Here is a 23,196-nt window from a genome sequence, read left to right as displayed (position 1 = left end):
CGTCTAGAAACTCACGATCAGATTGGCGAGGACCGAGACATAAGCCCGGTCGCGCTCGCGATTCTCGAACAGATCCTTGAAACCGTCGCCGGGCAGCAGCACCGCGGCGCTGAGGCGGCCGACGATATTCTGCGTCGCCTTGGGCCGCCAGATGCCTGCCACCGACAGATCCCAGCCGATATCCTTGGGGATCGACCCTTCGCTGCGCAGCACCTGCAAACCCGCTGTATTGTCGAACCACAGATGATTGGCGTTCACGCTGACGCGCGTTTCGGGCGACAAGTCGAAATCGGCACCGGCGCCGACGAACACGGTGCCGGGGTTGTTGAAATTCGACTGCCCCTCTTCCTTCGAAGAGCGCAGCGAATTGAGAATGCCGTTGCGACCGCTCAACGAAATGACGCGCCCGCCGCCCGCAAAGGGAATCGTCTGACGAATCCAGTAGCTGGTGTCGGCGCCGCCGAAGATCGGATTTTCGAAGATAGCGTCGAAACCGCCCTCGACATTGTTATAGGGATCGCTGTCGCCCGTGGCGTAAAGGCCCGACAGGCGAAAGCGCATCCAGTCGTGATCGTAGCTGAGTTCGGCAGCGCCGAAGCCCGCGCGGATCTTTGCCGGCTTGCTGGTGAAGAAACTGTTCCGGTCCTCACCCAGTGCTGCATAAAAGCTGGCGGTCAGATTGATCCGCCCGATACGCCCGTCGGCGCTGTAACCAAGATAGGTCACGTCATATTCGCGGCCGCGCAGATCGCCGAGCAGGGCCGGGCGCACCGGAAAGCCGTTGTGATCGATCTGGATGTCGTTCTTTTCGCGGTTGCGATTGTAGGTGACGCTGAGCTGGCTCGTCAGCCCGACGAAGGGGAAATCCTGGCGATAGAGGTTCGCGGTGAAGATGAAATCGTTGCGCGGGCTTTGGGTGATGTCGTTGAGCCCGCTGTTGGTGTCCTTTTCGAGCCGCCAGAAGGCCGCGACATTATATTGAAAGCGGTTATTGTCGCGGTTGCCGAACAGGCGGATGCCGAGTTGGCTGTCGTTGAACAGGAAACCGCGAAAATCGCTCTGGAACGGCTGGATGCCGATGCGGATCGAATGGAAGTCGTAACGGTCGCTGTCGTTGCCCAGATGCTTGTCGACGAACAATTCCTGCACCCCCAGGAAATTGTCGTAACGATGGCTTGGCTGCGACGGGCGCACATCGAGCACGCGCCGTTCGGGCACGTCGACATAATTGAAATTATAGGCCAGCGTGACGCGATATTCGACGTCGGGCGGCTTGAAGGCGGTCGACCCCTTGATGAGCGCGGCGCCCGCGATCAGCGTCTGCGACAACACGAAGCTGCGATTCTTGCCGAACACGTCGAGGCTGCCCGGCCGCTCGGTGGTCTGGACGCCGACCGGAATCGGAAAGGTGCGCGGTTCGAACACGGTATCTGACACCGCACTGGCGACGAAAAACCAGTCGTCGCCCCTGATGGGGAGCCACGGCACCTTCGACCGGTCGATCGGCCGGTCGCCCTTCAGCGTATTCTGATGATAGGGATCGAACCAGCGTTCCTTGACCACGCCGAGCGATTCGATGAGGCGCCAGCGGTCGGGCACGGGCAGTTGATCCTCGATCCCCGGAAAGGCCTGCGGCGGCGGCGGACGCAGCGCGCCAACATTGTCCTGCCGCATCTGGTCGGGCAGATCGGGCGTGTAGCCGGGACGGCGGCGCCCTTCGATAATCTGGGTGACCAGATCGTCTTTCAGCACATCCTTCCAGTCGACCGGCGGCGGCGGCGGGATCAGCGCTTCGCCGTCAGGCGCCGGGATCGCAGCCGGCGCCGCGCCCTGCGCAGCGCCATCGGGCGCGGGCGGTTCGGGCGGCGGCGGGGGCGGCGGCAACGCCTGCCCCGCCGCGGGTGCACCCTGCGCCGCGAGCGTCGCGATGATCGGCAGCAGGCTGCTTCCAAGCGCGCTCATCGCCTATAGCCCCTGGCAGACATTCTGCTGGCTGGTGTCGAGGAAGGGCGCGAAGGGGCAGCTGATGTAGCGCAGACGCACCGTCTTTCCATCGGACAGGGTGACGACGATATTGTCGGCACGCTTGTCGATCGGGGCGTTGCCGATCGTGCCGACACGCGCGCCGCCGTTATGCGCTCCGAGGAAGCTGATCATATCGTCCTGGTCGATGCCGTCGCCCGACACGCCGATCGCGCCGACAAGCTGCGCCCCGCGATAGATGGGCACCGAACCCGGGAAAATCTGGATACCGTTCTGCAATCGGTTCTGTCCCGCGGCGACGTCGGGCAAGGTCGTGCAGCGCTGCGGCGTGTCGGTCGCGCTGGCGCCCGATACGAAGCCGAGGTGCGCGCCGATATTGCCGATGACGAGCGCCGATTGCAGCCCGGTCGAAAAGGGATTGAACTGCGCGATCGGGCGCGACAGCGGGCCATTGGGCCGCCCGACCTCGCCGTCGGGGAAATAGGGGCGGGAGAGATTGCCCCCCGACCGGTCGGCGAAGGCGAAGGTACCGGTCAGCGCGCTGGGATCGTTCAGAAAGCTGCGCACCGCGGGGACGAAATGCTGCACGTCGGCGCTGGCGTTGGCGCTGAGCTCCGCCCCGGCGTTGGCGCCCGAGAAAAAGGCCGCGGTGCGCGCCTTTTGCAGCGACACGTCGGTGCCGAAAATCGGCGCGTCGGGCGCGCGGACGATGCCGAGCACGGCGCCATGCGTATCGACGAGACTGATCGTCACCTGCGCCCGGCTGTCGAGCGGGCGGCGAATCTGCGCGCGCGCGCGGCTCATCACGGCAAAGGCGTCTTCGAGCACGGCGCGCACCTCGGCCTGGGTCAGCGGCGCGCTGTTGGTCGATGCATCGGTGCCGGCGCGGATCGGAAAGCGGTTGGTGCCGCTGCCATTGGTCAGGACAAAGGCGTCGCGGTTGGAAAATTCGGCCGCGGTCGAGGCGCGGATTCCCGACGCTTCACTGCCATAGGCGGTGCCCGCGACGATCGCCGCGGCGGCATAGCCGATGACCGCGACCAGATTGCCGGCCGTGCCGTTCAGGCTGGCGAAGCTCGCGCCGCCGCTCGTCTGCAAGCCGCCATAAGTGGCGTCCGAAAAGCGCAGCGTCGTCCCGTCGACGGTGATCTTGTCGGCGGTGATCGCCGCCGGCGCCTCGAACCCGCGCGTCCCGGCGAGCGCAATGAACTCCTCGGCATCATTGTCGATGTCGAGAATGTTGGAATCGCTGCCATAGACGCCGTCGCCCATCACCCCGATGCCGCCGACGAGCACGCCATTCTTGTAAAGCGGCAGGCCGCCCGGGTCGGCCGCGAGGCCGAGCGGCGAGCGCTTTGGCCCGATCAGCGCGCCGCCGCCCATGGCGCCGAAGCGCGCGGCAAGATCGCTGCACGGAAGCTGGCTGAACTGCACCCCGAACAGCGGCCCGCTTTCCAGCCCCGCAGTCGTCGGCGCGGGCGGGAAATGCTCCTGGACGATCTGGCTCGCGGTGCGCGTCGAAAAGGCGTTGCCGCCGCTCGACAGATAGGCGCCGGTGATCGCCTTCGCGATCGCACCCGCTTCTGCAGGGAAGGTGACGTTCTGCGCGTCGATATTGTCGCCGTTGGGCGCCGCCGAGGTCGTCGCGGTGGCGCGCGCGCCGTTCATGCGGAAGACACCGAGGACATTGCCGACGCGGTCGGTGACCGCGATTACCGACGGAAGGCCTCGCGCCTGCGCCTCGGCGATTGCGCCGGCGAGTACGGTCTGGACGTCGGCGACGCTGAGCGACTGGCTCGCGGGCGGCGTGTAGAGGCCGCCGGTCGGAGTGGGAGTCGGCGTCGGCGTGGGCGTTGGCGAGGGGGTCGGCGTGCCGCCGCCTCCACCGCCGCACGAGGCGAGGAGCAGTGCCGGGCCGGCGACAAGGGCGGCGGTGCGAAAGAGGCGCGATCGGGTCCGCATCGGCTTACCGCAGCGCCTGAATCGCGCGCACCGCGCTGCCGAAGGAGGCCTGGAAGTCGCTGGGCTTATAGGCGTTGGGATCCTTGACCGAGGCATAGGCGCGGTCGATGTCGGCGCGGATGCCCGCCGCAGCGCCGATGGTGATCCGCCCCGACGAAACCATCGCGTTAAGCAGCGTGTCGACCCCCATCACCGCCTGCGACGACCCCGCATAGTCGGTGAAGCGGTCATTGACCGCCTTGCCCGCAATCGCATCGACCATCGCAAAGGCGTCGGTGCCCGAAAAGGCGCGCGCGGCGAAGGCGCTTTTGAGCGCCGCGACCGTCTGCGCCAGATCAGCGGCGGCGCGAACCGCGGCCGGACGATCGGTCGCGATCGCGCGGTGGAAGGCGGCGCTGCGCGCGCCGAGCTGTTCGGCAAGCGCGGGCGAGGCCATGCGCGCGGCGGCCGAGAGCATGATCAGATTTTCGTCATTATAGGGCGGCATGCCTTCGGGAATGCCCGGCCGCGCCGGATTGTCGACGCTGGTCTTCACCGGCTTCGCCTGATCGTAGATCCGGCGGTGGCAACTGTGGCAGTCGAGGAAATAAAACTCGGGGAACATCCCCTCGGTCCCGCGTTTCGACTGGAACAGCGCGAGGCTGCGTTCGAGCGCGGTCGCCTGCCCCACCGCCCACATCTGCACATGGTCGGTGCGCGCGCCCGCCGCGCCGAACTTGCGCCAGCCATAATCGGCATCTTCCTGATGATGCGCCTGGAGCGAGGAGAAGAGGTCGAGCTCGAATGAAATGCGCGGATGCCCCGCCGCCATGATGCGGTGGGTGACGAACTGCCCCTCGCCCGCGGCCCCGAAATGGCAGTCGACGCACACGCCCGCGCGCACCACCGGATCCTCGAGCCGGCGCAAGCCGGCGCGCAGATTGGCGAGATGCTTCTCGCGCATTTCGCCGCCGGGGCTGGGGTTGGCGCCGACCCCGGCATAATGGCTCGCGATCCAGCTGCCTGCAGGACCGTGGCAGGATTCGCAGGTGACGCCGTCCTCGACCGGCGCGGCACCGCGGCTTGTTGCCGCATCGCTGTGGCACCCAAGGCACACCGAGGCGCGCGCCGGATCGCCGATGCCGAGGTTGCGGGCAATGAACTGGCTTCGGCTGGTGTTGAGCACGGCCCAGGCGCGGCTATGCGCGCCGCCGGGGGTCGAGGGTTCCTGCCAGCGCATCAACTCGTCCTGACGGACAATGACGCCGTCGCCCTCCATCCGGCCGTGGCAGGTCGATCCCGCGCAGGACGCAACACCCAGAAAACGCCCGCCGCTTTCGCCCTGCGAGCGCGCCGGAGGCGCCGAAAGCGTCGCGGCGATCGCAAGCATGGCAAGCAGCAGCGCCAGTGCCGCCACCGCCGCCCACGACCGATCGCCGCGCCCGATGCCAGCGTGCGTCGTCATTCCCACGAGTCCCCTTTTGCCCTGAGGGCCTTTTACCCTAAACGACCCCGAACGCCAGCATCGCGTCGGCGACTTTCTTGAAGCCGGCGATGTTCGCGCCCTTCACATAATCGATATAGCCGCCGCCCTGATCGCCATAGGTCAGGCAGCGTTCGTGGATGCCCGCCATGATATCCTTGAGCATCTGTTGCAGCTCGGCTTCGCTCCAGCTGCGCCGGCCGCTGTTCTGGCTCATTTCGAGGCCCGAAACCGCAACCCCGCCGGCGTTGGCCGCCTTGCCGGGCGCGAACATGATCTTTGCGTCCTTGAAGACATGAACACCGGCAAGGTCGGTCGGCATGTTCGCGCCCTCGCTCACCGCGATGCAGCCGTTCGCCACCAGCATTTTCGCATCATCGCCATTCAGCTCGTTCTGCGTCGCGCACGGCAGCGCGACGTCGCACGGCACCGCCCACGGCGTTTTGCCCGCGGTAAAGGTGGCGCTCTTGAACTCGGCGCAATAATCCTCGATCCGGCCGCGCCGGTGCGTCTTGTGCGCCTTAACCCAGTCGATCTTTTCCTGGGTGATGCCGTCGGGATCGTGGATGAAGCCGCCCGAATCGGACAGGGTGAGCACCTTGCCGCCCAGCTGCACGATCTTTTCCGCCGCGTGCGTCGCGACATTGCCCGATCCCGAAATCACCGCGCTCTTGCCGACGAGATCCTGCCCCTTCGCCGCAAGCATGTTTGCGAGGAAATAGACAGCGCCATAGCCCGTCGCCTCGGTCCGGATCAGCGAGCCGCCCCATTCAAGGCCTTTGCCGGTGAGCACCCCGGTAAACTCGTTGGTAATGCGCTTGTACTGGCCGAACATGAAGCCGATTTCGCGTCCGCCGACGCCGATGTCGCCCGCCGGCACGTCGACGTCGGCGCCGATGTGGCGATAGAGCTCGGTCATGAAGCTCTGGCAGAAGCGCATGATCTCGCGCACGCTCTTGCCCTTCGGGTTGAAGTTCGACCCGCCCTTGCCGCCGCCCATCGGCAGGCCGGTGAGCGCATTTTTGAACGTTTGTTCGAACGCCAAGAATTTGAGGACGCTTTCGGTCACGCTCGGGTGAAAGCGGATGCCCCCCTTATAGGGGCCGATGGCATTGTTGTTCTGAACCCGCCAGCCGCGCTGGACGCGGATATTGCCGTTGTCGTCCTCCCAGCAGACGCGGAAGGACACGACCCGGTCGGGTTCGGCAATGCGCCGCAATATCTGCTGCGCGTGATATTCTTCCTTGTCGGCGATGAAGTCGAAAATATCCTCGGCGACTTCCTGCACCGCCTGGACGAACTCGGGCTGGCCCGGGTTGCGCCGCTTCACACCTTCCATGAACGTCGGAAAATCGACGTGATCCGCTACCGCCATGCACCCCTCCCACGCAAAGACTTGGGAAAACCGGTGCGACCCCCTGTTTTACGATTTTATCGTTGACCGACCTCGCCCGACAGAGGCTACACCTTTGCCCGCCAAAGGCAATATGGCGCGGCACCGTCGCGCGCGATTTCGCCGCGGCGAATATTCGGGGGATGGAATGAGCGAAACCAAGGCCATGTCGACGACGAACCGTGCGATCCTGATCGCCGCCTTCCTCCTGCTCGCCGGCGCGATCGGCTACGCGATCTGGCGCGATTCCGCCAATTATGCCGCGGCGCCCGCGCCGACGGCCGCAGCGTCACCCGATGCACAGCTTGCCGCAATCGAGGACCGGACACGGCGCGAACCGCAAAGCGCCGACGCGTGGATGGCGCTCGGTGCCGCGCGTTTCGACCTTGGCGATTATCCCGGCGCCGCCGCAGCTTATGAAAAATCGGTCGCGATCGCGCCCGAGTCGGCTGGGCTATGGTCGGCGCTTGGCGAGGCGCGCGTGATGGCAAGTCCGCGCGATCCGATGCCCGCCGCCGCGGCCGAAGCCTTTGACAAGGCGATCGCGCTCAATCCCAGAGATCCGCGCGCACGCTATTTCATGGCAGTGAAGAAGGATATCGCCGGCGATCACAAGGGGGCGATCGACGAATGGTTCGCGCTGCTCGCCGACACGCCGCAGGGCGCTCCGTGGGAGGCCGACCTGCGCCGCACGATCGAGCAGGTCGGCGCGATCAACAAGATCGACGTCGCCCCGCGCCTCGCCGCGACGCAGCCGCGCGCGCTCAAGGCCGACGAGATGCCCGTCGCCGCGCGCGCAATCCCCGGCCCCAGCCGCGCCGACATGGAAGCCGCCTCGCAGCTTCCCAAGGGGCAGCAGGACGCGATGATCGTGGGGATGGTCGACGGGCTGGAGGCCAAGCTGAAAGCAAATCCGGCGGACGTCGACCGCTGGATCATGCTGATGCGCAGCCGGATGACGCTCGGCGAAACCGCAAAAGCGGCGCAGGCACTGAAAGACGCGCTCGCCGCCAATCCTGGTGCGGCACAAAGGCTGAAGGCGCAGGCGCAGATGCTCGGGGTGCCGGGGACCTGATTTTTTAGCAGGGGGAGATAGTCGTGAAATCCGTGATGATATTGGCCGGTATAATGGCCATGGCCGCCGCCGCACCGACCGCAGCCGCACGCGAGAGCTTTGTGCTGGAAATCGGCGGCGAACAGCTGACGGGACTCGCGCCCGAAGGATATTGCGTTCCCAAGGGCAGGAACAAGGAAGCCAGCGATCTGCTTGCCACGGGTGACACGCAGAATTTCACCTTGATCATGCTGATCCGGTGCGATCGCCAAAACCATCCGCAAGGATTCGGCGCCGACTATTTCCTGATCAAGGCGGCGCGCGAGACGATAGACGTCGTTATGGAACGCGCCGAATTCCTCAAGCTGATGGAGGCCTAGATTGGCAAGGCCGAATGGCGATCGGGTGAAACTTCGGACGCGTTGCTGAAAAATGCGTCGAAGGACGTAAGCAGCGCGCTGGGGACGGATATCGCGATATCCGGCGCCCTGCGCCCGCATGGCGTCGACACGAGCTGCGCCTATCTTGGCGGTTCGCTGAACGTGGCCACCGACGGAAAAACGCTCCCCATAGTCGCGGGGGCCTGCCTGACCTCGGTCGCAGGCAAGCTGCTGTCGGTTAACGCCTATGACGAGGCGAAGCCGCCCGTCGACGCGGCGGTCCAGATGCGCCGCGCGCGCGCTTTAGCGATGCAGTTGAAGGCCGCTCCCTGACCCGAAGCTACCCTAACCCGCCATCAGCGCCGCATTGCCGCCTGCGGCGGTGATGTCGGTCGAGATCGATTTTTCCTCGGCGAAACGGTGCAGATAATGCGGGCCACCGGCCTTCGGCCCCGTGCCTGACAGACCGCGGCCGCCGAAGGGCTGCGATCCAACGATCGCGCCGATCTGGTTGCGGTTGACATAGACATTGCCGACCGCCGCGCGCGCCGCGACATGCGCCGCGACGCCGTCGATCCGTGTGTGGACGCCCAGCGTCAGGCCATAGCCCGAGGCGTTGATCGCGTCGATCAGCGCGTCGAGCTCGCCGCCTTTCCATGTCGCGACATGCAGCACCGGTCCGAAAATCTCGCGCCTGAGATCGGTGACATGATCGAGGCGGATCATCGTCGGCGGTACGAAGGTACCGCCCGCCGGCCAATCGGTGCGCGCCGCCTCTGCGATCACGCGGCCCGCGGCGCGTGCATCCGCGACATAAGCCGCGATGTTCGCTTGCGCCTCGGCATCGATGATCGGACCGACATCGGTCGCGAGGATAGCGGGGTCGCCGATGTTGAGTTCGGCCATCGCGCCCGCGACCATGTCGATCATCGTCTCGGCGACATCCTCTTGCACGCAAAGCAGGCGAAGCGCCGAACAGCGCTGGCCCGCCGATTGGAAAGCGCTGGCGACGGCGTCACGGGCGACCTGTTCGGGAAGCGCGGTCGAATCGACGATCATCGCGTTGGCACCGCCGGTTTCGGCGATCAGCGTCGCGATCGGACCGTCACGCCCCGCGAGGCTGCGGTTGATCGCGCGCGCAACCTCGGTCGATCCGGTGAAGGCGACGCCGATGATATCGTCATGACCGGTCAGCGCTGCGCCCACCGTTTCGCCGCGACCGGGGAGAAATGCCAACACATCGGCGGGCACCCCAGCCTCGAGCAGCAATTCTATCGCGGCATGCGCGATCAGCGGCGTCTGTTCGGCGGGCTTCGCCAGCACCGCGTTGCCCGCGGCGAGCGCCGCCGAGACCTGCCCCAGAAAGATCGCCAGCGGGAAATTCCACGGGCTGATGGCAACGAAGACGCCCTTGCCTTCGAGGATCAGTTCGTTGCGCTCGCCGGTCGGGCCGGGCAGCGCGACGGGGTAGGTGAAATCGGCGCGTGCCTGGGCGGCATAATAGCGCAGGAAGTCGACCGCCTCGCGCACTTCGGCCACCGCATCGACGAGCGTCTTGCCCGCCTCGTCGATCGCCAGCCCCAGAAAGAGAGCATCGCGTTCCTCGAGCAGATCGGCCGCGCGTTCGAGCCGTTCGGCGCGGAAAGCGCCGCCGGCAAGACTCCAGTCGCCCTGCGCCGCGCGCGCGGCGGCGACGGCCGCATCGACCATATCGGCATCGGCCTCGATCACATGACCGACGACAGCGCCAGTTGCGGGATTGCGCACCGCTTCGGCGGTGCCCGCCGCTGCCGTGCCGCTGACGATCGGCGCCGCGATGCGCCCGCTGTCCCGCGCCCCGGCAATCGCGGCCGCCAGCGCCTCGGGCACGCCGGGTTCGCCAAGGTCATAGCCGCGCGAATTGCGCCGGACGGGATCGAAAAGCTGGAGCCCGGTGGGGAGCTTCGACGGCACGCTCGCGATGCTGCGCGGGTCGACCGCCAGCTCTTCGGCGGTCACGTCGGGGTCCGAAAACTGGTGCACGAAACTGCTGTTCGCGCCATTTTCGAGCAGGCGGCGGACGAGATAGGCGAGCAGGTCGCGGTGGGTGCCCACGGGCGCATAGACGCGTACCGGGCGCGGCGGCGGCGACAGCGCAACGATCGCATCATGCGCGCCTTCACCCATGCCGTGCAGCCGCTGCAGTTCGTAATCGGCGCCGTCGAACAGTTCGGCGATGAAGGCCAGCGTCATCGCATTATGCGTCGCAAAGGCCGGGAAGATGCAATCCTGATGCTCGCGCAATATCTGCGCGCACGCCATATAGTTGAGGTCGGTGTGGTTCTTTGCGGTGAAGACCGGAAAATCGCCCAGCCCCATCGTCTGCGCGCGCTTGATCTCGGTATCCCAATAGGCGCCCTTGACCAGCCGCATCGACAGCATGACGCCCCGCGCGCGCGCCTTGGCGGCAACCCAGCGGATCGCCTCGCTCGCGCGCTTCTGATAGGCCTGGATCACGATGCCGAGCCCGGTCCAGCCGTCGGCGAGCCCCGCGTCGATCAGCGCGCCATAAACGTCGAGATGCGGTTCGAGCCGGTCGCTTTCCTCGGCATCGATCATCAGCGGAATGTTGACGCCGCGCGCGGCGCGGGCGAGCGCGATAACATCGGGGATCAATTCTTCGCGAACGCGCTCGGCCTGCAGATATTCGTAACGCGGGTGGAGCGCCGACAGCTTGATCGAAATGCCGTGGTTGGCAAACGGGTCGCCCGGCTTCGCATCGCGGCCGATGCGCGCGATCGCCGCGGCATAGCTGTCATAATAGCGCCGCGCATCCTCTGCGGTGCGCGCCGCTTCGCCGAGCATGTCGAAGCTGGCGAGTTCGCCCTTGTCCTTGTCGGCACGCCGCACCGCGGCGTCGATCGTTTCGCCCATCACGAACTGCTGGCCGAGCAGCTTCATCGCCGCGAGCGCCGCCTGGCGGATCACCGGCTCGCCCGAGCGGCGGATCATCGACTTGAGCAGGGTGAGCGGGTTCGCCTTGCTGCCCATCGCGCCGAGCATCAGCGTCGCCGAGCCCAGCGACAGGCCGCGCGCCGACAACGCGACAACCAGCGGGCTGTCCTCATCCTCGCCCTCGCGCCAATGACGTCCGGCGATCTTGTCGCGGATCAGCGCATTGGCGGTCGCGCTGTCGGGAACGCGCAGCAGCGCTTCGGCAAGGCACATCAGCACGACGCCTTCCTCGGTCGACAGGCGGTAGCGATTCATGAGCTGCGCGACGAGCGTCTCGCGCTCACCCTCGGCCTTCGCCTTGCGGATGAGCGCGAGCCCCCGCCGCGTCACCGCGTCGAGGGTGGCGGGCGAGCGGGCAAGCTGGGTCCGCAGATCGGCGACAAGGTCGGCTTCGGAACGGCGGGCGAGGGCGCGGATGGCGGCGCGGTCGGTCGGCTGGGTCATGGCGTATGATAGCATGCGCTGCAAAGGCAATCCGCCTTCAATCGCGCGCCTACGTTTATCTTTTGACCTATTATCGGCGTCATATTAGGCAATTAGTATGGCAAACTCGAAAATCATGGTCGATCTGGACGAATTTGATCGCAAGATCATCGCAATATTGGGCCGCGACGGGCGGATGACCTACACCGAACTGGCGCAGCGCGTCGGCCTGTCGAAGACGCCGTGCCAGCAGCGCGTCAAACGACTGGTCGATTGCGGGCTGATCACCGGCTTTCGCGCGATCGTTGACCCCGCCAAGCTGGGGCTCGACCATGTGGCCTTTACCGAGGTCAAGCTGTCCGACACGCGCGAGGAGGCGCTACGCCGCTTCAACGACGCGGTGCGGCGGATTCCCGAGGTCGAGGAATGCCACATGATCGCGAGCAGCTTCGACTATCTCCTGAAGGTGCGTACCCTCGACATCCGCCGCTATCGCATCGTGTTGGGCGAGAAAATCTCCAGCCTGCCGCATGTCGCGAGCACCTCGACCTTCGTCGCGATGGAAACGATCTGCGAATCGGCGCGCTGAGCCGCCGGTCTGCGCCGCTGCCGCATCCCGGCCAGGATCTCTTTCTTATTTCACGTCGGTTCGCCCGGTAGACGGCAGGCGCGAATCGATTTTCGCCACGATCCGGCATTCGAGGGACTGTGCAGCACAGTCCTTCGCGACGGCCTTCTCGAGATCGTTCGGCCAAGCCGTCCAGGTCACATGCGGGCCACCACCCGCATCGACCGATAGTGCCACCTTGCTGTTGGACGACCAGGACACCGCCTCGCACTCATCGTTGCGTCCTTGCAATATTTCGCCATGGCTTTTTCTGCCTTGCTTTTATCGGTGTGCTCAACGCGCAGGCGCGCGAGCTGCGCCTTGACCTGCAACCGGCCCGCGACGGCTCCCTCCACACCATCCGCGCCGATGCGCAGGCTGTGCTCGACAGCCTGATGGCCGAAGCCTCCGAACACGCAAAGTTGATCGTCGACGCATTCGCCAGCATCGAGGCTGTCGCCGTCGGTATGCGCTGCGGGGCGACCGAGGCAAGCGCCGCGCGGAAAGTGGTCGATGGGTTGACAGACGGTGGCGCGCTTCTTCGGTATAATCGCACCCTGCCCGTTCGCCCGGAAATCGTCGCCATGATCGAGGCGCTTTCCGACAAAGGCCCGGCGGTCCGCGTGACGAAGCCGACCGAAATCACTGCGCCCTGACAGAATCCCGGCTGGCTTTTCCTTTTGCGCCAGTCCGGTCCGGGGTCGCGCCTCGGCTCATCGGCGCGGCCCTGGATAAGTTCGTCGCCCGGGGCACCTTCTCCCGGGTCCGCCGCCGCGGTGGTTTTCTGGTTTCCCGCCGCGGCGCTCGGGCAGTCGGTCGTTCTTCGATGCGACCGGCTGCCCCTTTCCCTACCCCTGCGCGCTCAGAAGGGGCGGCATTCACGCAGGCACACTGGCCGGCTGCGACATCGGGGTCGGCCTTTTTGTGCTATTAGGTTCAAATTGGAGGCAAATTCTGAACGCCTATTGATCCGTCCCGATATAGTCTCGCCACCTTTTGGGGGAGTGGGTCTATGAAATACGCATTTGTTGCCGCTACGGCGGCTCTTTCCGTCTGCGCGTCCGTTGCTTGCGCTCAGGACGCCGCTACGGCGCCTGCGGCCACCGTCGCGCCTACGGCAGCTGTTATCACGCCAGCTGCGACGAATAACGCCGTCCTGCGCGCTGGGACGCCGGTTGCGCTACGCCTGATGGAAGAAGTCACGACGAAGAAGAAAGCCGCGCGCGTCGGCCAGCGCTTCATGATGGAAGTCGCAGAGCCGGTCGTCGTCAATAGCGTGACCGTGATTCCGGCAGGCACGCCCGCCTGGGGCGAGATCACCAATGTTCGCAACAAGGGCATGTGGGGGAAGTCGGGCAAGCTCGACGCGCGCATCCTGTATCTGCGCGTCAATGGTCGCCAGATCCGATTGACCGGGACCTTCGATGACAAGGGCGTGACCGGGACCGCTGGCGTTGTCGGCGCCGTCGCATTGGTGCCGATCGCTGGGTTCTTCGTGACCGGGACAAGCGCCACGCTTCCAAAGGGTGGCACGGTCGGCGGGTTCATCGATGAGGACGTGGAGCTGGCATTCGCTAATGCTGCGCCTGCCCCGCTTCAGCTGCCGGCCGCAGCGGCGCCGATGACGGTTCCGACCGTCACACCGGCCGCCCTGGCAGCCGACGCCGCCGGCTCGTCGGGCCAGCAATAACCCCGATTGCAGCTCGGCGCGTCCCAGCGGACGCTTGCGCCTAAATCTCTCCCCGGCTGCTTGGCGAACCTGTCGAGCGCACGCCGAGCGGCGCCGGGGTACGCAGCCTCGGCATCGCGGACGGCGGGGGCTTCGTGAACGTCCTTGTGGGTCAGGCCCATGTCAGCGACGGTAGCAAAACTCTCGTTCGGAAGTTTGCTCTTGTCGCCCCCGGCTGTCGCGACCTCGCCGCGTTTCTGTGCAGCGTCATACTCGTCAGCCAGCCGGCGCTTTGCGAGGCTTTCGAATGCGAGGGCGTCGGCTTGCAATTCGCGTTTGATCGGCAATAGGCACTTCGCATTCGGTGGGCAGCCGCGAAAGCTGCATGCGGATCGTGCGGCGAGAATACGGCTGGGAGAGTTTCACTTTGAGCTCCTTCAACAATGAAGGACACCCCAATAGGCACGAGCAGCGACCGCGATACCATTGCTTTCCGCACCAGCCAGCACCAGCCCAGCAAGCGCCGCGTCGCCAATCGCACCGGGCTGCATTGACAGACAATCTGGCTCTTTAAACTTAGCCACGCTTCGAAACCCGACCCTGATGCCAAAAAAGGGGTCTTCAAGCGCATTCCCTTTCGAAATCTCTCAGGTAGGACCCGCGATTTTTCCCGCATATATTCCGTGGCTTAACGTGCAATCGGCTGGATCTGAGCTATACGGCATTGCCGGATGTTTTCCGCTTGAATGATTTACGGCATTGCCGTATATATTCGGCATGCACACGGTCATCGAAACCAATGCCTATCTTGCCGCAGCAAAGGATGCGGGCATGGGGGAAGATGAGCGCGACGCGATTGTCGATCTGATCGCCGCCGATCCTCAGGTAGGAGAGATCATGCCGGGATGCGGCGGCGCCCGCAAACTTCGCGTTGCGAAGCCCGGCAAAGGAAAGTCGGGCGGCTATCGTGTCATCACCTATTTCGCAGGCGAGGACGTGCCTGCTTTTCTTCTCACCGTCTTCGGGAAGGGCGAGAAGGTTTCGCTATCGAAGGGCGAGCGCAATGCTCTCGCTGCCCTCACGAAAATGCTCAAGAGCACGCTGTAGGAGGTTCACATGGCAAAAGGTGCATTCGACAAGATCGCCGCTGGCCTAAACGACGCGATCGCCTTCGCTGAGGGCGAGGTCGCGCGCGGCCGCGTGGCGGCAGGTCCAGACGTGAAGGCCATCCGCAGCAAGACCAAGCTGTCGCAGGCAGAGTTCGCTGGGCGGCTGCGGATCAGCGCCGCAACCCTGCGTGATTGGGAGCAAGGCAGGCGTAGCCCGGAAGGTCCTGCCCGCGCGCTGCTCGGCATCGTGGACGCGGACCCCGACGCCGCGCTTAAGCTGCTCGCAAAGCTAGCCTGACCTGTGAGCGCGCTTGCGCCTCGATCTTTTGCCAAGGCCAGGCCGACCGAGCTCTGCATGCTGGCCGGGCGCTGGGCTGGCGTGATGCCGGATCCTGCCGGCGTGCTGGTCGAGCGCAAATTCGATGGCTTTCGATGCCTCTTCTTCGCCGGCCTCGATCGTCAATCTGCGGGAAGGCAGCGACGCTCGAGCTTGCACGACGTGCGCGCAATTGCGCCCCTTGGGCGCGGCAATAGCGCTTCTGTCGGTTTATCAGATATGGTTGGAGGCCCGAGCCGGAATCGAACCGGCGTATACGGATTTGCAGTCCGCTGCGTCACCACTCCGCCATCGGGCCTCGCGCCGAACGCCGCGGCCGCTGTGTCGCGGGCCGGGCCGGGTGTTGGACGGCGCCGCTAGTGCGGGGCTTTGGCGGGCTTGTCAAGGATTCGCCAAGGCCCACTCCATTTCGCACGCATTTTCGCGCAATGCGGGGTTGGCGCCACCAACGCGGCCAGCTATGCGCGACGCAGCGCCGCGCGATGCTGTATTAGTATTGCAACACAGCATCGGTTCGGCTAGAACGGCCCCAAGCTTCAGGGCCCCAGAATCGGAAAACAGGCTGATGGCGACGAAATTGAACGAAGTGACTGCTGCGGACATGCGGGCTGCGATGATCGATAGCCAGCTGAGAACCAATGACGTGATCGACCCGGCGGTCGTCGCGGCGATGGGCAGCGTGGCGCGCGAGGCGCATGTTCCCGCGGCGTTGGCGAGCGTCGCCTATATGGACCGCGCGATCGCGCTGGGTCACGGCCGCGCGCTCAACGCGCCGCTCGTCACCGGCCGCCTGCTGGTCGCCGCCGATATCCGGCCGGGCCAGCGCGTGCTGCTGATCGGTGCGGCGACGGGCTACACCGCCGCGCTGCTCGCGGCGCTCGGTGCGTCGGTCGTCGCGGTCGAGGAGCAGGCCGACCTGCTCGCCGCCGCCCGCGCCGCAACCGACAATCCCGCGATTCGCTGGGTCGAAGGTCCGCTGGCCGCAGGCGCGCCCGGCGAAGCGCCCGTCGACCGCATCCTGATCGACGGCGCGATCGAACAGCTTCCCGACGCGTTGGCAGCGCAGCTCGCCGAAGGCGGCAAGCTGGTCGGCGCGCGGCGCGAAGGCAGCGTCACTCGGCTTGTCCAGGGCGTCAAGACCGCCGGCACGCTTGCGCTGCGCGCCTTTGCCGACATGGATGTCGCGGCGCTTCCGGGTTTCGAGGCCCCCAAGGGTTTTCGCTTCTGAGAGCCCCCCCTCCCTTCAGGCTGAACCATATCATGCACGACATCGACACAAAAATGACCGGACGACGCGCCCGCTGGCTGGCGGGCATGGCGCTCGGCGCGCTGGCGCTGTCGTCGCAGGCGCAGGCCGAGACGCTGCAGGGCGCGCTCGCCAAAGCCTATGAGAATAATCCGACGCTGACGGCGGCGCGCGCCGGACAGCGCGCGAATGACGAGAATGTTCCGATCCAGAAGGCATCGGGCCTGCCCTCGGTCGGTGCCAGCGTCGATTATCAGGAAAATCTGGTCATCCCGGGCAACAGCTTCGTTTCGCCGGGCCGCGTCCTGTCCGCAGGCAGCCAGCTCAGCGTGCCGATCTATCAGGGCGGCGCGGTGCGCAACGCGGTGAAGGCGGCCGAATATCGCGTCGAGGCCGGGCAGTCCGATCTGCGCGCAACCGAAGCGAGCATTTTCTCGCAGGTCGTGGGCGCCTATATGGACGTGATCCGCGACCAGGCGATCGTCCAGCTCAATCAGAAGAATGTGGCGGTCCTCAAGACCAATTTGCAGGCATCGAGTGACCGCTTCGAGATCGGCGATCTGACGCGCACCGACGTCGCCCAGTCGCAGGCCCGGCTTGCGCTGGCCGAGGGCGACCTGCGCGGCGCCGAAGCCAATCTGATTCGCAGCCGCGAAAATTATGTGAAGCTGGTCGGCGATGCGCCGGTCGACCTCCAGCCGCCGCCGGCGCTACCCAATCTCCCCCAATCGGTTGAGGATGCGGTCGCGATCGCGCTCAACAACAATCCCGACATCGAAGCGGCAAACCAGCGCATCAACGCATCGCGCGCCGACATCGGCGCTGCGCGGGCCGCCCGCATGCCCAAACTGTCGGCGACGCTGGGGGGCGGCTACAACAATAATCTCCATTCGATTCCTGCCGGCAACACCGTGGCCGAGAATACGACGAAGAGCGCCGCCGCCGGCCTGTCGCTGACGCTGCCGATCTTTCAGGGCGGCCGCCCGTCGGCCCAGGTGCGCCAGGCGCAATCGCGCAGCAGCCAGGCGATTGAAACCTATGTTGCCACCGAACGCGACGTGATCGCGCAGACGCGCGGGGCCTATGCCGCGTGGCAGGCGAACGAGCGCGTCATCGCCGCGACCGAGCAGGCGGTGGGCGCCAATGCCCTGTCGCTCGAGGGGGTGCGCGCCGAAAACAGCGTCGGCACGCGCTCGATCCTCGACATATTGAATGCCGAACAAGAATATCTGAACGCGCAGGTCCAGCTCGTCTCGGCGAAGCGCAACAGCTATGTCGCGGCTTTCTCGGTCCTCGCCGCGATGGGCAAGGCCGAAGCGCGCGACCTGGGGATCGAGGGCGGCGCGCTCTATGATCCGGCGGTAAATTATCGCCGTGTTCGCGGTCAGATCTGGGATTGGGCCGACGATCCGAAGCCGCAGCAGCAGGCCACCGATACGCGCAGCGTTCCCGCCGCCGATGCCAGCGTGCCTGCCGTGGAGCCGCTTCCCCAACAATAAGACTTGGCAAGCCCGCCCGCGCGCCGGTATGAACATGGTTAACCGGTATTTCCGGTGGAACTTAGGGGGCAAGCATGGGCGACATGTCGCGGGAGCCATCGATGGAAGACATTTTGTCGTCGATCCGGCGCGTCATCGCGCGTGACGAGGCCCCTGGGGCGCGCGCGCAGCGTGCGGCGGTGCCGAGCGAGGATATTCTCGACCTCAACGAAGAGGAAGAAGACGCCGTCGCCGAATCAGCCCTTGACGACAGCGGCGCCGCGACCGCGCAGGAAGAGCTGGTGTCGGTTGCCAGCGCCGATGCCGCGCGTCAGTCGCTCGAAGCGCTCACCGCCGCGATGGCGCCAGCCGCGGCCGCGGCCGCCGCGACGGTGCCCGCAGGGGGACGCAGCCTCGAGGATGTCGTCGTCGACGCGATGCGGCCGATGCTCAAGCAATGGCTCGACGCCAATCTGCCGGCGATGGTCGAATCGATGGTGGCGCGCGAAATCAGCCGCATCACCGGCAAGCGCCTCTAAGGCTCAGGCCGCCCAATCCTCCAGCAGATAGCGCGCGATCGCCAGCGGCGGCGGTGCCATGAAGCTCGCGCCCATGTCGCCGGCGAGCGCCGCGCGCACCTCCGCACGGTCGACCCACATCGCCGCTTCAAGTTCGGTGGTGTCGATCGTCAACGCGGCGTCGCGCGCGACCGCGCGGCACCCGATCATCAGCGACGAGGGGAAGGGCCAGGGCTGGCTCGCCACATAAGATACATCGGACACGGCGATGCCCGCTTCCTCGAACAATTCGCGCGCCACCGCTTCCTCAAGCGATTCACCCGGCTCGACGAAGCCCGCGAGAGCCGAAAAGAAGCCCGGCGGGAAGCCGGGCTGGCGGCCGAGCAGCACGCGGCCATCATATTCGGCGAGCATGATGACAACGGGGTCGACGCGTGGGAAATGTTCCGCCCCGCAAGAGGCGCAGCGGCGACCCCAGCCGCCCCGGAACAATTCGGTCGGTGAACCGCAAACGGCGCAGAACCGGTGCCGCGCGTGCCAGTCGACGAGGCTGCGCGCGCCGCCATAGAGCGCCGCTTCTTCGGGCGACAGCATCGGGAGCAGCCGCATCACGGTGCGCGAACGCGCATCGACGCGCCCTCCGGCATGTGCCTCGCGCACGAAGCGGGGGGCGCCGCTATCGTCGATCCCGAGCAGCAACAGCGCACGCTCGTCGGCCGGATCAAGCGCTTCCCATATCAGCCCGCCGCCGCTGCCCGGCACCGGATCGATGCCGTCAAGCAGCAGGCAGGTCGCGCGCGGATCGGCGATCGCCGCCGCGAAAGCATCGGGATCGGTGCGGAGCCGGTCGGCGCGGTCGAGCCGCGCCCCGGTAAAGCCGAGCGGCAGCGGCATCAGGCCATCACATCCTTGTAAAAGGCCTTGCCGAAGTCGCGTTGGAAGGGCAGCGCCTCCGACGGCATATATTGGGTATAGCCGCCGACGCGATAGCCGCGGCGGCGATCGACAAAGGCGATGGTGCCGGCCGCACCGCCCCACCCATAAACGCCCTCACCGGTCGGCGATCCGGCGAGCGACACGCGGCCGCCGGCGCCAAAGCCCTCACCGTCGATGAACGTATTCTTGCGATCAACCGAATCGGCGAGCAGGTTCGACATTCCGAGCCGCGCGGTTTCGGGCTTCATGATCCGCACGCCGCCGGTTTCACCTTCGCCGAGCAGCATGGCGAGGAACCGGTCGTAATCGCGCGCTGTCGAAACGAGACCGCCGCCGCCATAGGGCATCGGCGGCGGGTCGAGGTAGATCGAGCTCGTCGCGGGGTCGATCGGCAGCAGCACGCCGCCCAGCGGCGCATAGTTGGTCGACAACCGCGCTTCTTCGTCGCCGGTAACGCGAAAACCGGTGCTCGCCATCCCGAGCGGATCGAAAATGCGCGCCTTCAGAAAGACGTCGAAGGGCTGACCCGAGACGACCTCGATCACGCGGCCCATCAGGTCGAGCCCGACCGAATAGCTCCAGCGAGTGCCGGGCTCATAGACGAGCGGCAGCGTCGCGAGCCGGTCGGCGAAAACCTCCAGGCTCGGCGCGGGGGTGGTCGGCGGGAAGCCTGGAATCGGCAGACGGCTGACCTGCCCGCCCAATATCCCCGCCTCGTTATAGGCGTCGCGGAGCGGCCCCTTCTGGACAATATTATAGCCGAGCCCGGCGGTGTGGGTGAGAAGCTGGCGGACCGTGATCGGCCCCCTCGCGGGGTGCACGTCGGTGATCGATCCGTCTGGAGTGTTCTGCACCTTCATCGCCGCAAAGGCCGGCAGGAAATCGGCGATCGGCTGATCCAGCGTCATCTTGCCGTCCTCGATCAGCAGCATGGCCGCCATGCCAGTGACCGGCTTGGTCATCGAATAGAGGCGCCAGATCGTGTCCGGAGCCACAGCGCGCTGCGAATCCATCGCCTGCTTGCCTGCGCCCAGATAGTCGGGCGGCGCCTGATCCTTGCCTATCGCAGCGATAGCGCCGGCGAGTTCGCGGCGGTCCACGAATCCCTTGATGAAGGCGTAGGTCGCCGGATAGAGCGCCTCGGCATTGGTCCAGGCGAAGGCGGCGCGCGGCAACAGCGTCGCGCTGCCCCCCAGCGCCAGGCTGCCTAGCAGCGCGCGGCGCGAAATCATCATCGTCATCGGTCACTCTCCCGCATCTTGTCGACCAGTTTGCGATACAGCGTCGGCAGACCCGCCGCGTCAAGCGCCGAAATCGGCCACCACTCACCTTCCCCTGCGGCATCCTCAACTCCGCGCCGGACGAGCGTCAATGTGAGGTCGAAATGGGTGAAGCCGTGCCGCACGGAGACGGCTCCGTCATCGGATGCGGGCGGCTCGTCCCACGTACTGCCGGGCAATGCCCGCATCCCGCCGAGCATTCCCTTGTCGGGGCGCCGTACCAGCCACAGCCGCGCATCCGATTCGATCCACCAGGCGCTTCCGTGGCGTTGCGGCTTCGCCCTTTTGGGCGGCTTGACCGGCAGGGATTCGGCGGTGCCGGCCGCAAATGCGGCGCAGTCGGCGGCGACAGGACAGCGGGTGCAGGCGGGGCTGCGCGGCGTGCAGATCGTTGCGCCCAGATCCATGAGAGCCTGCGCGAAGTCGCCGGGGCGATCGCGCGGAACGAGCGGCGCCAGCGCGGCACGGATCGCGCGCTTTGCGGTCGGCAGCGGCGTGGTGATCAGCCGGTGGCGCGCAATCACCCGCTCGATATTGGCGTCGACGACGACCGCGGGGCGGCCGAAGGCGATCGCCGCGACCGCCGCCGCGGTGTAATCGCCAACGCCCGGCAAGGCGCGCAAGCCCGCCTCGCTAGCCGGAAAAAGGCCGTCATGATCGGCGACCACCGCCCGCGCGCAGGCGAGCAGGTTCCGCGCACGGGCATAATATCCAAGGCCCGCCCACGCCGCCATGACGTCCGCGTCGTCGGCCGCCGCGAGATCGGCGACGCTCGGCCAACTCTCGGTAAAGCGGGCGAAATAGCCTGCGACGGCGGCAACGGTCGTTTGTTGCAGCATCACTTCGGCGAGCCAGATGCGGTAGGGATCGGGCGTCACCACGCTCCCTGGCGCGATACGCCAGGGTAGGATGCGCGCCGCATGGTCGTACCAGGCGAGCAGCCGCGGCGCGAAATCCGCGTCGGCCGCGATATCGGGGTCTGGCATCTGGACGCTCACCCCCCGCCTATGGCATGGCGGCGGCGATGGCGAAAGCAGGCTCCAGCGACGGCGACAAGTCCCCTAAAGCGCGCACGAAGAAGGCTGCCAAAAAGCCGCCGGCGCGCAGCTATGAGCGGCCGCGCGGCGGCGAGGCGCGCGCGATCGCCGATATGGTTCCCGAAATCGGGCGGACCGCCTTTCGCAAATTCGGCTTCATCCAGTCGTCGGTCGTCAGCCGCTGGCGAGAAATCGTCGGCGACCGGCTCGCCGATGTCACCCAGCCTGCGATGATCCGCTTTCCCCCCGGACAAAAGGCGGGCGGAACGCTGCATCTGACGATCAGCGGCGCGCATGCACCTATGCTGCAGCATGTCGCCCCCGATATCGTCGCGGCGGTCAATCGCTTCTTCGGCTATGCCGCGATTGCGAGCGTGCGCATGACGCATGGTCAGGTCGCGCCCGCCCCCGCCCCCGTTCAGCAGCCGGCAATGCTGAAGCCGGTACCCGCCGAACTGGGGGATAGCCTGCGTGACATCGGCGATCCGGAACTCAGGACCGTGCTCGAACGCATGGCCGCCGGGCTTGCCAGCGCGCCGAAACTCCCGCGCATCAGTTGAAGGAAGACGGCACGTCCATGCCCAAGATATCCGGTCGCACCCTGTCCCGCCGCACCGCCATCGGCGCCCTGTCGATCGCCGCGCTGTCGCTGGTCGCCGCCGCGCCCGCCGCTCCGGCGCCGGCCTGGTCGTCGAAGATCAGCACCAGCGCGATCGGTGCCTATATCGTGGGAAATCCCGCCGCCAAGGTGCGTCTGGTCGAATATTTCAGCTATACGTGCACCCACTGCGGCGAATTTGCGCGCGACGGCGACGTCCCGCTCAAGGCCCAATATATCGACAAGGGGCTGGTGGTCTTCGAATATCGCAACCTCGTCCGCGACCCGGTCGACCTGACCGCAGCGCTGCTGGCGCGCTGCGGCGGCGCCAAGGCCTTCGCGGCCAACCACCACGCCATCTTCATGGCGCAGCCGGTCTGGCTGACGAAGGTGCAAAAGGCGCCCGAAGCCATGGTCAAGAGCTGGTATGTCGGCACCGAGAGCGAACGCGCGCGCAAGATCGCGGCCGACACCGGCCTCGGCGCGCTGATGGCGAAACGCGGCTACACCCAGGCGCAGATGAACGCCTGTTTCGATAGCGAGGTCACGCGCGCCGAACTCGAAGGCATGACCAATATCGGCCTGGGTGCCGACCATGTGCGCGGCACGCCGGCCTTTTTCATCAATGGACGCCACACCGACGTGACCGTCTGGTCCGCGATCAAAACGCAACTCGACGCGGCGCTGAAGGCCTCGTAAAAGCCCGTTCACGCGAATTATCCGGAGACTA

21 protein-coding genes and 1 tRNA gene are annotated in these 23,196 nt (G+C 66.1%); 13 read left to right on the top strand and 9 right to left on the bottom strand.

The window, feature by feature from the left end; all coding sequences use genetic code 11:
- Nucleotides 1-3: 3 nt before the first annotated feature.
- The 4 genes from ACT17R_RS09470 to gdhA are packed head-to-tail and all read right to left on the bottom strand — an operon-like array spanning nucleotide 4 to nucleotide 6,782.
- A complete protein-coding gene (locus tag ACT17R_RS09470; protein WP_444809330.1) occupies nucleotides 4-1,962 on the bottom strand; it encodes a hypothetical protein in 1,959 nt (652 codons plus the stop codon).
- A 3-nt stretch (nucleotides 1,963-1,965) separates the two neighbouring features.
- Complete coding sequence (locus ACT17R_RS09465; RefSeq protein WP_186401330.1) at nucleotides 1,966-3,945, bottom strand: heme-binding protein; 1,980 nt, start codon at nucleotides 3,943-3,945, stop codon at nucleotides 1,966-1,968.
- Nucleotides 3,946-3,949: 4 nt separating this feature from the next.
- Nucleotides 3,950-5,389: a multiheme c-type cytochrome gene (locus ACT17R_RS09460; protein WP_444809329.1), complete on the bottom strand. Its 1,440-nt coding sequence runs from the start codon at nucleotides 5,387-5,389 to the stop codon at nucleotides 3,950-3,952.
- 37 nt (nucleotides 5,390-5,426) lie between these two features.
- On the bottom strand, nucleotides 5,427-6,782 hold the full coding sequence (gene gdhA / locus ACT17R_RS09455) for an NADP-specific glutamate dehydrogenase (RefSeq protein WP_003046570.1): 1,356 nt from the start codon (nucleotides 6,780-6,782) through the stop codon (nucleotides 5,427-5,429).
- A gap of 166 nt (nucleotides 6,783-6,948) precedes the next feature.
- On the opposite strand from gdhA, the gene ACT17R_RS09450 reads away from it, so the two are divergent.
- Genes ACT17R_RS09450 through ACT17R_RS09440 form a run of 3 tightly spaced genes read left to right on the top strand, consistent with a single transcriptional unit; the run spans nucleotide 6,949 to nucleotide 8,567 of the window.
- Nucleotides 6,949-7,875 carry a tetratricopeptide repeat protein gene (locus ACT17R_RS09450; RefSeq protein ID WP_234179314.1) on the top strand — a complete coding sequence of 309 codons (927 nt, stop codon included), beginning with the start codon at nucleotides 6,949-6,951 and terminating at the stop codon, nucleotides 7,873-7,875.
- 23 nt (nucleotides 7,876-7,898) lie between these two features.
- On the top strand, nucleotides 7,899-8,234 hold the full coding sequence (locus ACT17R_RS09445; protein WP_444809328.1) for a hypothetical protein: 336 nt from the start codon (nucleotides 7,899-7,901) through the stop codon (nucleotides 8,232-8,234).
- A gap of 42 nt (nucleotides 8,235-8,276) precedes the next feature.
- Nucleotides 8,277-8,567, top strand: coding sequence for a hypothetical protein (locus ACT17R_RS09440; protein ID WP_263588140.1), 291 nt, complete (start codon nucleotides 8,277-8,279; stop codon nucleotides 8,565-8,567).
- A gap of 12 nt (nucleotides 8,568-8,579) precedes the next feature.
- On the opposite strand, the gene putA is transcribed toward ACT17R_RS09440, so the two are convergent.
- Nucleotides 8,580-11,672 (bottom strand): bifunctional proline dehydrogenase/L-glutamate gamma-semialdehyde dehydrogenase PutA, encoded by a 3,093-nt coding sequence (putA, locus tag ACT17R_RS09435; protein WP_444809327.1) that lies wholly within the window; start codon nucleotides 11,670-11,672, stop codon nucleotides 8,580-8,582.
- Between the two features lie 97 nt (nucleotides 11,673-11,769).
- Here putA and ACT17R_RS09430 point away from each other — a divergent pair, with 97 nt between their 5' ends.
- The 5 genes from ACT17R_RS09430 (at nucleotide 11,770) to ACT17R_RS09410 (ending at nucleotide 15,334) form a co-directional block, all read left to right on the top strand.
- Nucleotides 11,770-12,240 (top strand): Lrp/AsnC family transcriptional regulator, encoded by a 471-nt coding sequence (locus tag ACT17R_RS09430; RefSeq protein ID WP_234179318.1) that lies wholly within the window; start codon nucleotides 11,770-11,772, stop codon nucleotides 12,238-12,240.
- A 308-nt stretch (nucleotides 12,241-12,548) separates the two neighbouring features.
- The gene (locus ACT17R_RS09425; RefSeq protein ID WP_444809326.1) at nucleotides 12,549-12,914 is read left to right on the top strand and encodes a hypothetical protein; all 366 of its coding nucleotides are present in this window, start codon (nucleotides 12,549-12,551) and stop codon (nucleotides 12,912-12,914) included.
- A gap of 356 nt (nucleotides 12,915-13,270) precedes the next feature.
- Nucleotides 13,271-13,948: a hypothetical protein gene (locus tag ACT17R_RS09420; protein ID WP_263588136.1), complete on the top strand. Its 678-nt coding sequence runs from the start codon at nucleotides 13,271-13,273 to the stop codon at nucleotides 13,946-13,948.
- A 756-nt stretch (nucleotides 13,949-14,704) separates the two neighbouring features.
- Nucleotides 14,705-15,034 (top strand): type II toxin-antitoxin system RelE/ParE family toxin, encoded by a 330-nt coding sequence (locus ACT17R_RS09415; protein ID WP_444809325.1) that lies wholly within the window; start codon nucleotides 14,705-14,707, stop codon nucleotides 15,032-15,034.
- Between the two features lie 9 nt (nucleotides 15,035-15,043).
- Entirely contained in the window at nucleotides 15,044-15,334 is a 291-nt protein-coding gene (locus ACT17R_RS09410) for a helix-turn-helix domain-containing protein (protein ID WP_444809324.1), read from the top strand.
- 263 nt (nucleotides 15,335-15,597) lie between these two features.
- On the opposite strand, the gene ACT17R_RS09405 is transcribed toward ACT17R_RS09410, so the two are convergent.
- Nucleotides 15,598-15,671, bottom strand: a tRNA-Cys gene (locus tag ACT17R_RS09405).
- Nucleotides 15,672-15,938: 267 nt separating this feature from the next.
- Here ACT17R_RS09405 and ACT17R_RS09400 point away from each other — a divergent pair.
- The 3 genes from ACT17R_RS09400 (at nucleotide 15,939) to ACT17R_RS09390 (ending at nucleotide 18,636) form a co-directional block, all read left to right on the top strand.
- Complete coding sequence (locus tag ACT17R_RS09400; protein WP_444809323.1) at nucleotides 15,939-16,601, top strand: protein-L-isoaspartate O-methyltransferase family protein; 663 nt, start codon at nucleotides 15,939-15,941, stop codon at nucleotides 16,599-16,601.
- A 32-nt stretch (nucleotides 16,602-16,633) separates the two neighbouring features.
- Complete coding sequence (locus ACT17R_RS09395) at nucleotides 16,634-18,118, top strand: TolC family outer membrane protein (protein WP_186401359.1); 1,485 nt, start codon at nucleotides 16,634-16,636, stop codon at nucleotides 18,116-18,118.
- 74 nt (nucleotides 18,119-18,192) lie between these two features.
- Nucleotides 18,193-18,636 (top strand): DUF2497 domain-containing protein, encoded by a 444-nt coding sequence (locus ACT17R_RS09390; RefSeq protein WP_062901225.1) that lies wholly within the window; start codon nucleotides 18,193-18,195, stop codon nucleotides 18,634-18,636.
- Between the two features lie 3 nt (nucleotides 18,637-18,639).
- Here the strand turns inward: ACT17R_RS09390 and nudC are convergent, their stop codons facing one another.
- Genes nudC through ACT17R_RS09375 form a run of 3 tightly spaced genes read right to left on the bottom strand, consistent with a single transcriptional unit; the run spans nucleotide 18,640 to nucleotide 21,817 of the window.
- Entirely contained in the window at nucleotides 18,640-19,509 is an 870-nt protein-coding gene (gene nudC, locus ACT17R_RS09385) for an NAD(+) diphosphatase (protein ID WP_062901226.1), read from the bottom strand.
- Nucleotides 19,509-20,792: a serine hydrolase domain-containing protein gene (locus ACT17R_RS09380; protein ID WP_444809322.1), complete on the bottom strand. Its 1,284-nt coding sequence runs from the start codon at nucleotides 20,790-20,792 to the stop codon at nucleotides 19,509-19,511. Before ACT17R_RS09380 ends, nudC begins: the two co-directional genes overlap by 1 nt.
- Entirely contained in the window at nucleotides 20,789-21,817 is a 1,029-nt protein-coding gene (locus tag ACT17R_RS09375) for an A/G-specific adenine glycosylase (RefSeq protein WP_444809321.1), read from the bottom strand. The genes ACT17R_RS09380 and ACT17R_RS09375 overlap by 4 nt, the downstream gene beginning before the upstream one ends.
- A gap of 38 nt (nucleotides 21,818-21,855) precedes the next feature.
- Between ACT17R_RS09375 and ACT17R_RS09370 the strand changes: the two genes are divergently transcribed.
- Both ACT17R_RS09370 and ACT17R_RS09365 read left to right on the top strand, forming a co-directional pair.
- Nucleotides 21,856-22,428, top strand: coding sequence for a DUF721 domain-containing protein (locus ACT17R_RS09370; RefSeq protein WP_444809320.1), 573 nt, complete (start codon nucleotides 21,856-21,858; stop codon nucleotides 22,426-22,428).
- 17 nt (nucleotides 22,429-22,445) lie between these two features.
- Nucleotides 22,446-23,165, top strand: a complete 720-nt coding sequence (locus tag ACT17R_RS09365; protein WP_062901228.1) for a DsbA family protein — start codon at nucleotides 22,446-22,448, stop codon at nucleotides 23,163-23,165.
- Nucleotides 23,166-23,196: the final 31 nt, after the last annotated feature.

Source organism: Sphingopyxis sp. Q841 (genome assembly GCF_052384365.1).
Lineage (GTDB): Bacteria > Pseudomonadota > Alphaproteobacteria > Sphingomonadales > Sphingomonadaceae > Sphingopyxis > Sphingopyxis terrae_A.
This window is presented reverse-complemented; position numbering and strand designations above follow the sequence as displayed.

Excerpts from the sequence above, each read along its gene's own strand:
- putA (WP_444809327.1), bottom strand. The coding sequence starts at position 11,672 with ATGACCCAGCCGACCGACCGCGCCGCCATCCGCGCCCTCGCCCGCCGT.
- ACT17R_RS09380 (WP_444809322.1), bottom strand. The coding sequence starts at position 20,792 with ATGACGATGATGATTTCGCGCCGCGCGCTGCTAGGCAGCCTGGCGCTG.
- gdhA (WP_003046570.1), bottom strand. The coding sequence starts at position 6,782 with ATGGCGGTAGCGGATCACGTCGATTTTCCGACGTTCATGGAAGGTGTG.
- ACT17R_RS09370 (WP_444809320.1), top strand. The coding sequence starts at position 21,856 with ATGGCGAAAGCAGGCTCCAGCGACGGCGACAAGTCCCCTAAAGCGCGC.
- ACT17R_RS09415 (WP_444809325.1), top strand. The coding sequence starts at position 14,705 with ATGCACACGGTCATCGAAACCAATGCCTATCTTGCCGCAGCAAAGGAT.
- ACT17R_RS09470 (WP_444809330.1), bottom strand. The coding sequence starts at position 1,962 with ATGAGCGCGCTTGGAAGCAGCCTGCTGCCGATCATCGCGACGCTCGCG.
- ACT17R_RS09395 (WP_186401359.1), top strand. The coding sequence starts at position 16,634 with ATGCACGACATCGACACAAAAATGACCGGACGACGCGCCCGCTGGCTG.
- nudC (WP_062901226.1), bottom strand. The coding sequence starts at position 19,509 with ATGCCGCTGCCGCTCGGCTTTACCGGGGCGCGGCTCGACCGCGCCGAC.
- ACT17R_RS09420 (WP_263588136.1), top strand. The coding sequence starts at position 13,271 with ATGAAATACGCATTTGTTGCCGCTACGGCGGCTCTTTCCGTCTGCGCG.
- ACT17R_RS09375 (WP_444809321.1), bottom strand. The coding sequence starts at position 21,817 with ATGCCAGACCCCGATATCGCGGCCGACGCGGATTTCGCGCCGCGGCTG.
- ACT17R_RS09460 (WP_444809329.1), bottom strand. The coding sequence starts at position 5,389 with ATGACGACGCACGCTGGCATCGGGCGCGGCGATCGGTCGTGGGCGGCG.
- ACT17R_RS09465 (WP_186401330.1), bottom strand. The coding sequence starts at position 3,945 with ATGCGGACCCGATCGCGCCTCTTTCGCACCGCCGCCCTTGTCGCCGGC.
- ACT17R_RS09430 (WP_234179318.1), top strand. The coding sequence starts at position 11,770 with ATGGCAAACTCGAAAATCATGGTCGATCTGGACGAATTTGATCGCAAG.
- ACT17R_RS09390 (WP_062901225.1), top strand. The coding sequence starts at position 18,193 with ATGGGCGACATGTCGCGGGAGCCATCGATGGAAGACATTTTGTCGTCG.
- ACT17R_RS09450 (WP_234179314.1), top strand. The coding sequence starts at position 6,949 with ATGAGCGAAACCAAGGCCATGTCGACGACGAACCGTGCGATCCTGATC.
- ACT17R_RS09410 (WP_444809324.1), top strand. The coding sequence starts at position 15,044 with ATGGCAAAAGGTGCATTCGACAAGATCGCCGCTGGCCTAAACGACGCG.
- ACT17R_RS09400 (WP_444809323.1), top strand. The coding sequence starts at position 15,939 with ATGGCGACGAAATTGAACGAAGTGACTGCTGCGGACATGCGGGCTGCG.
- ACT17R_RS09365 (WP_062901228.1), top strand. The coding sequence starts at position 22,446 with ATGCCCAAGATATCCGGTCGCACCCTGTCCCGCCGCACCGCCATCGGC.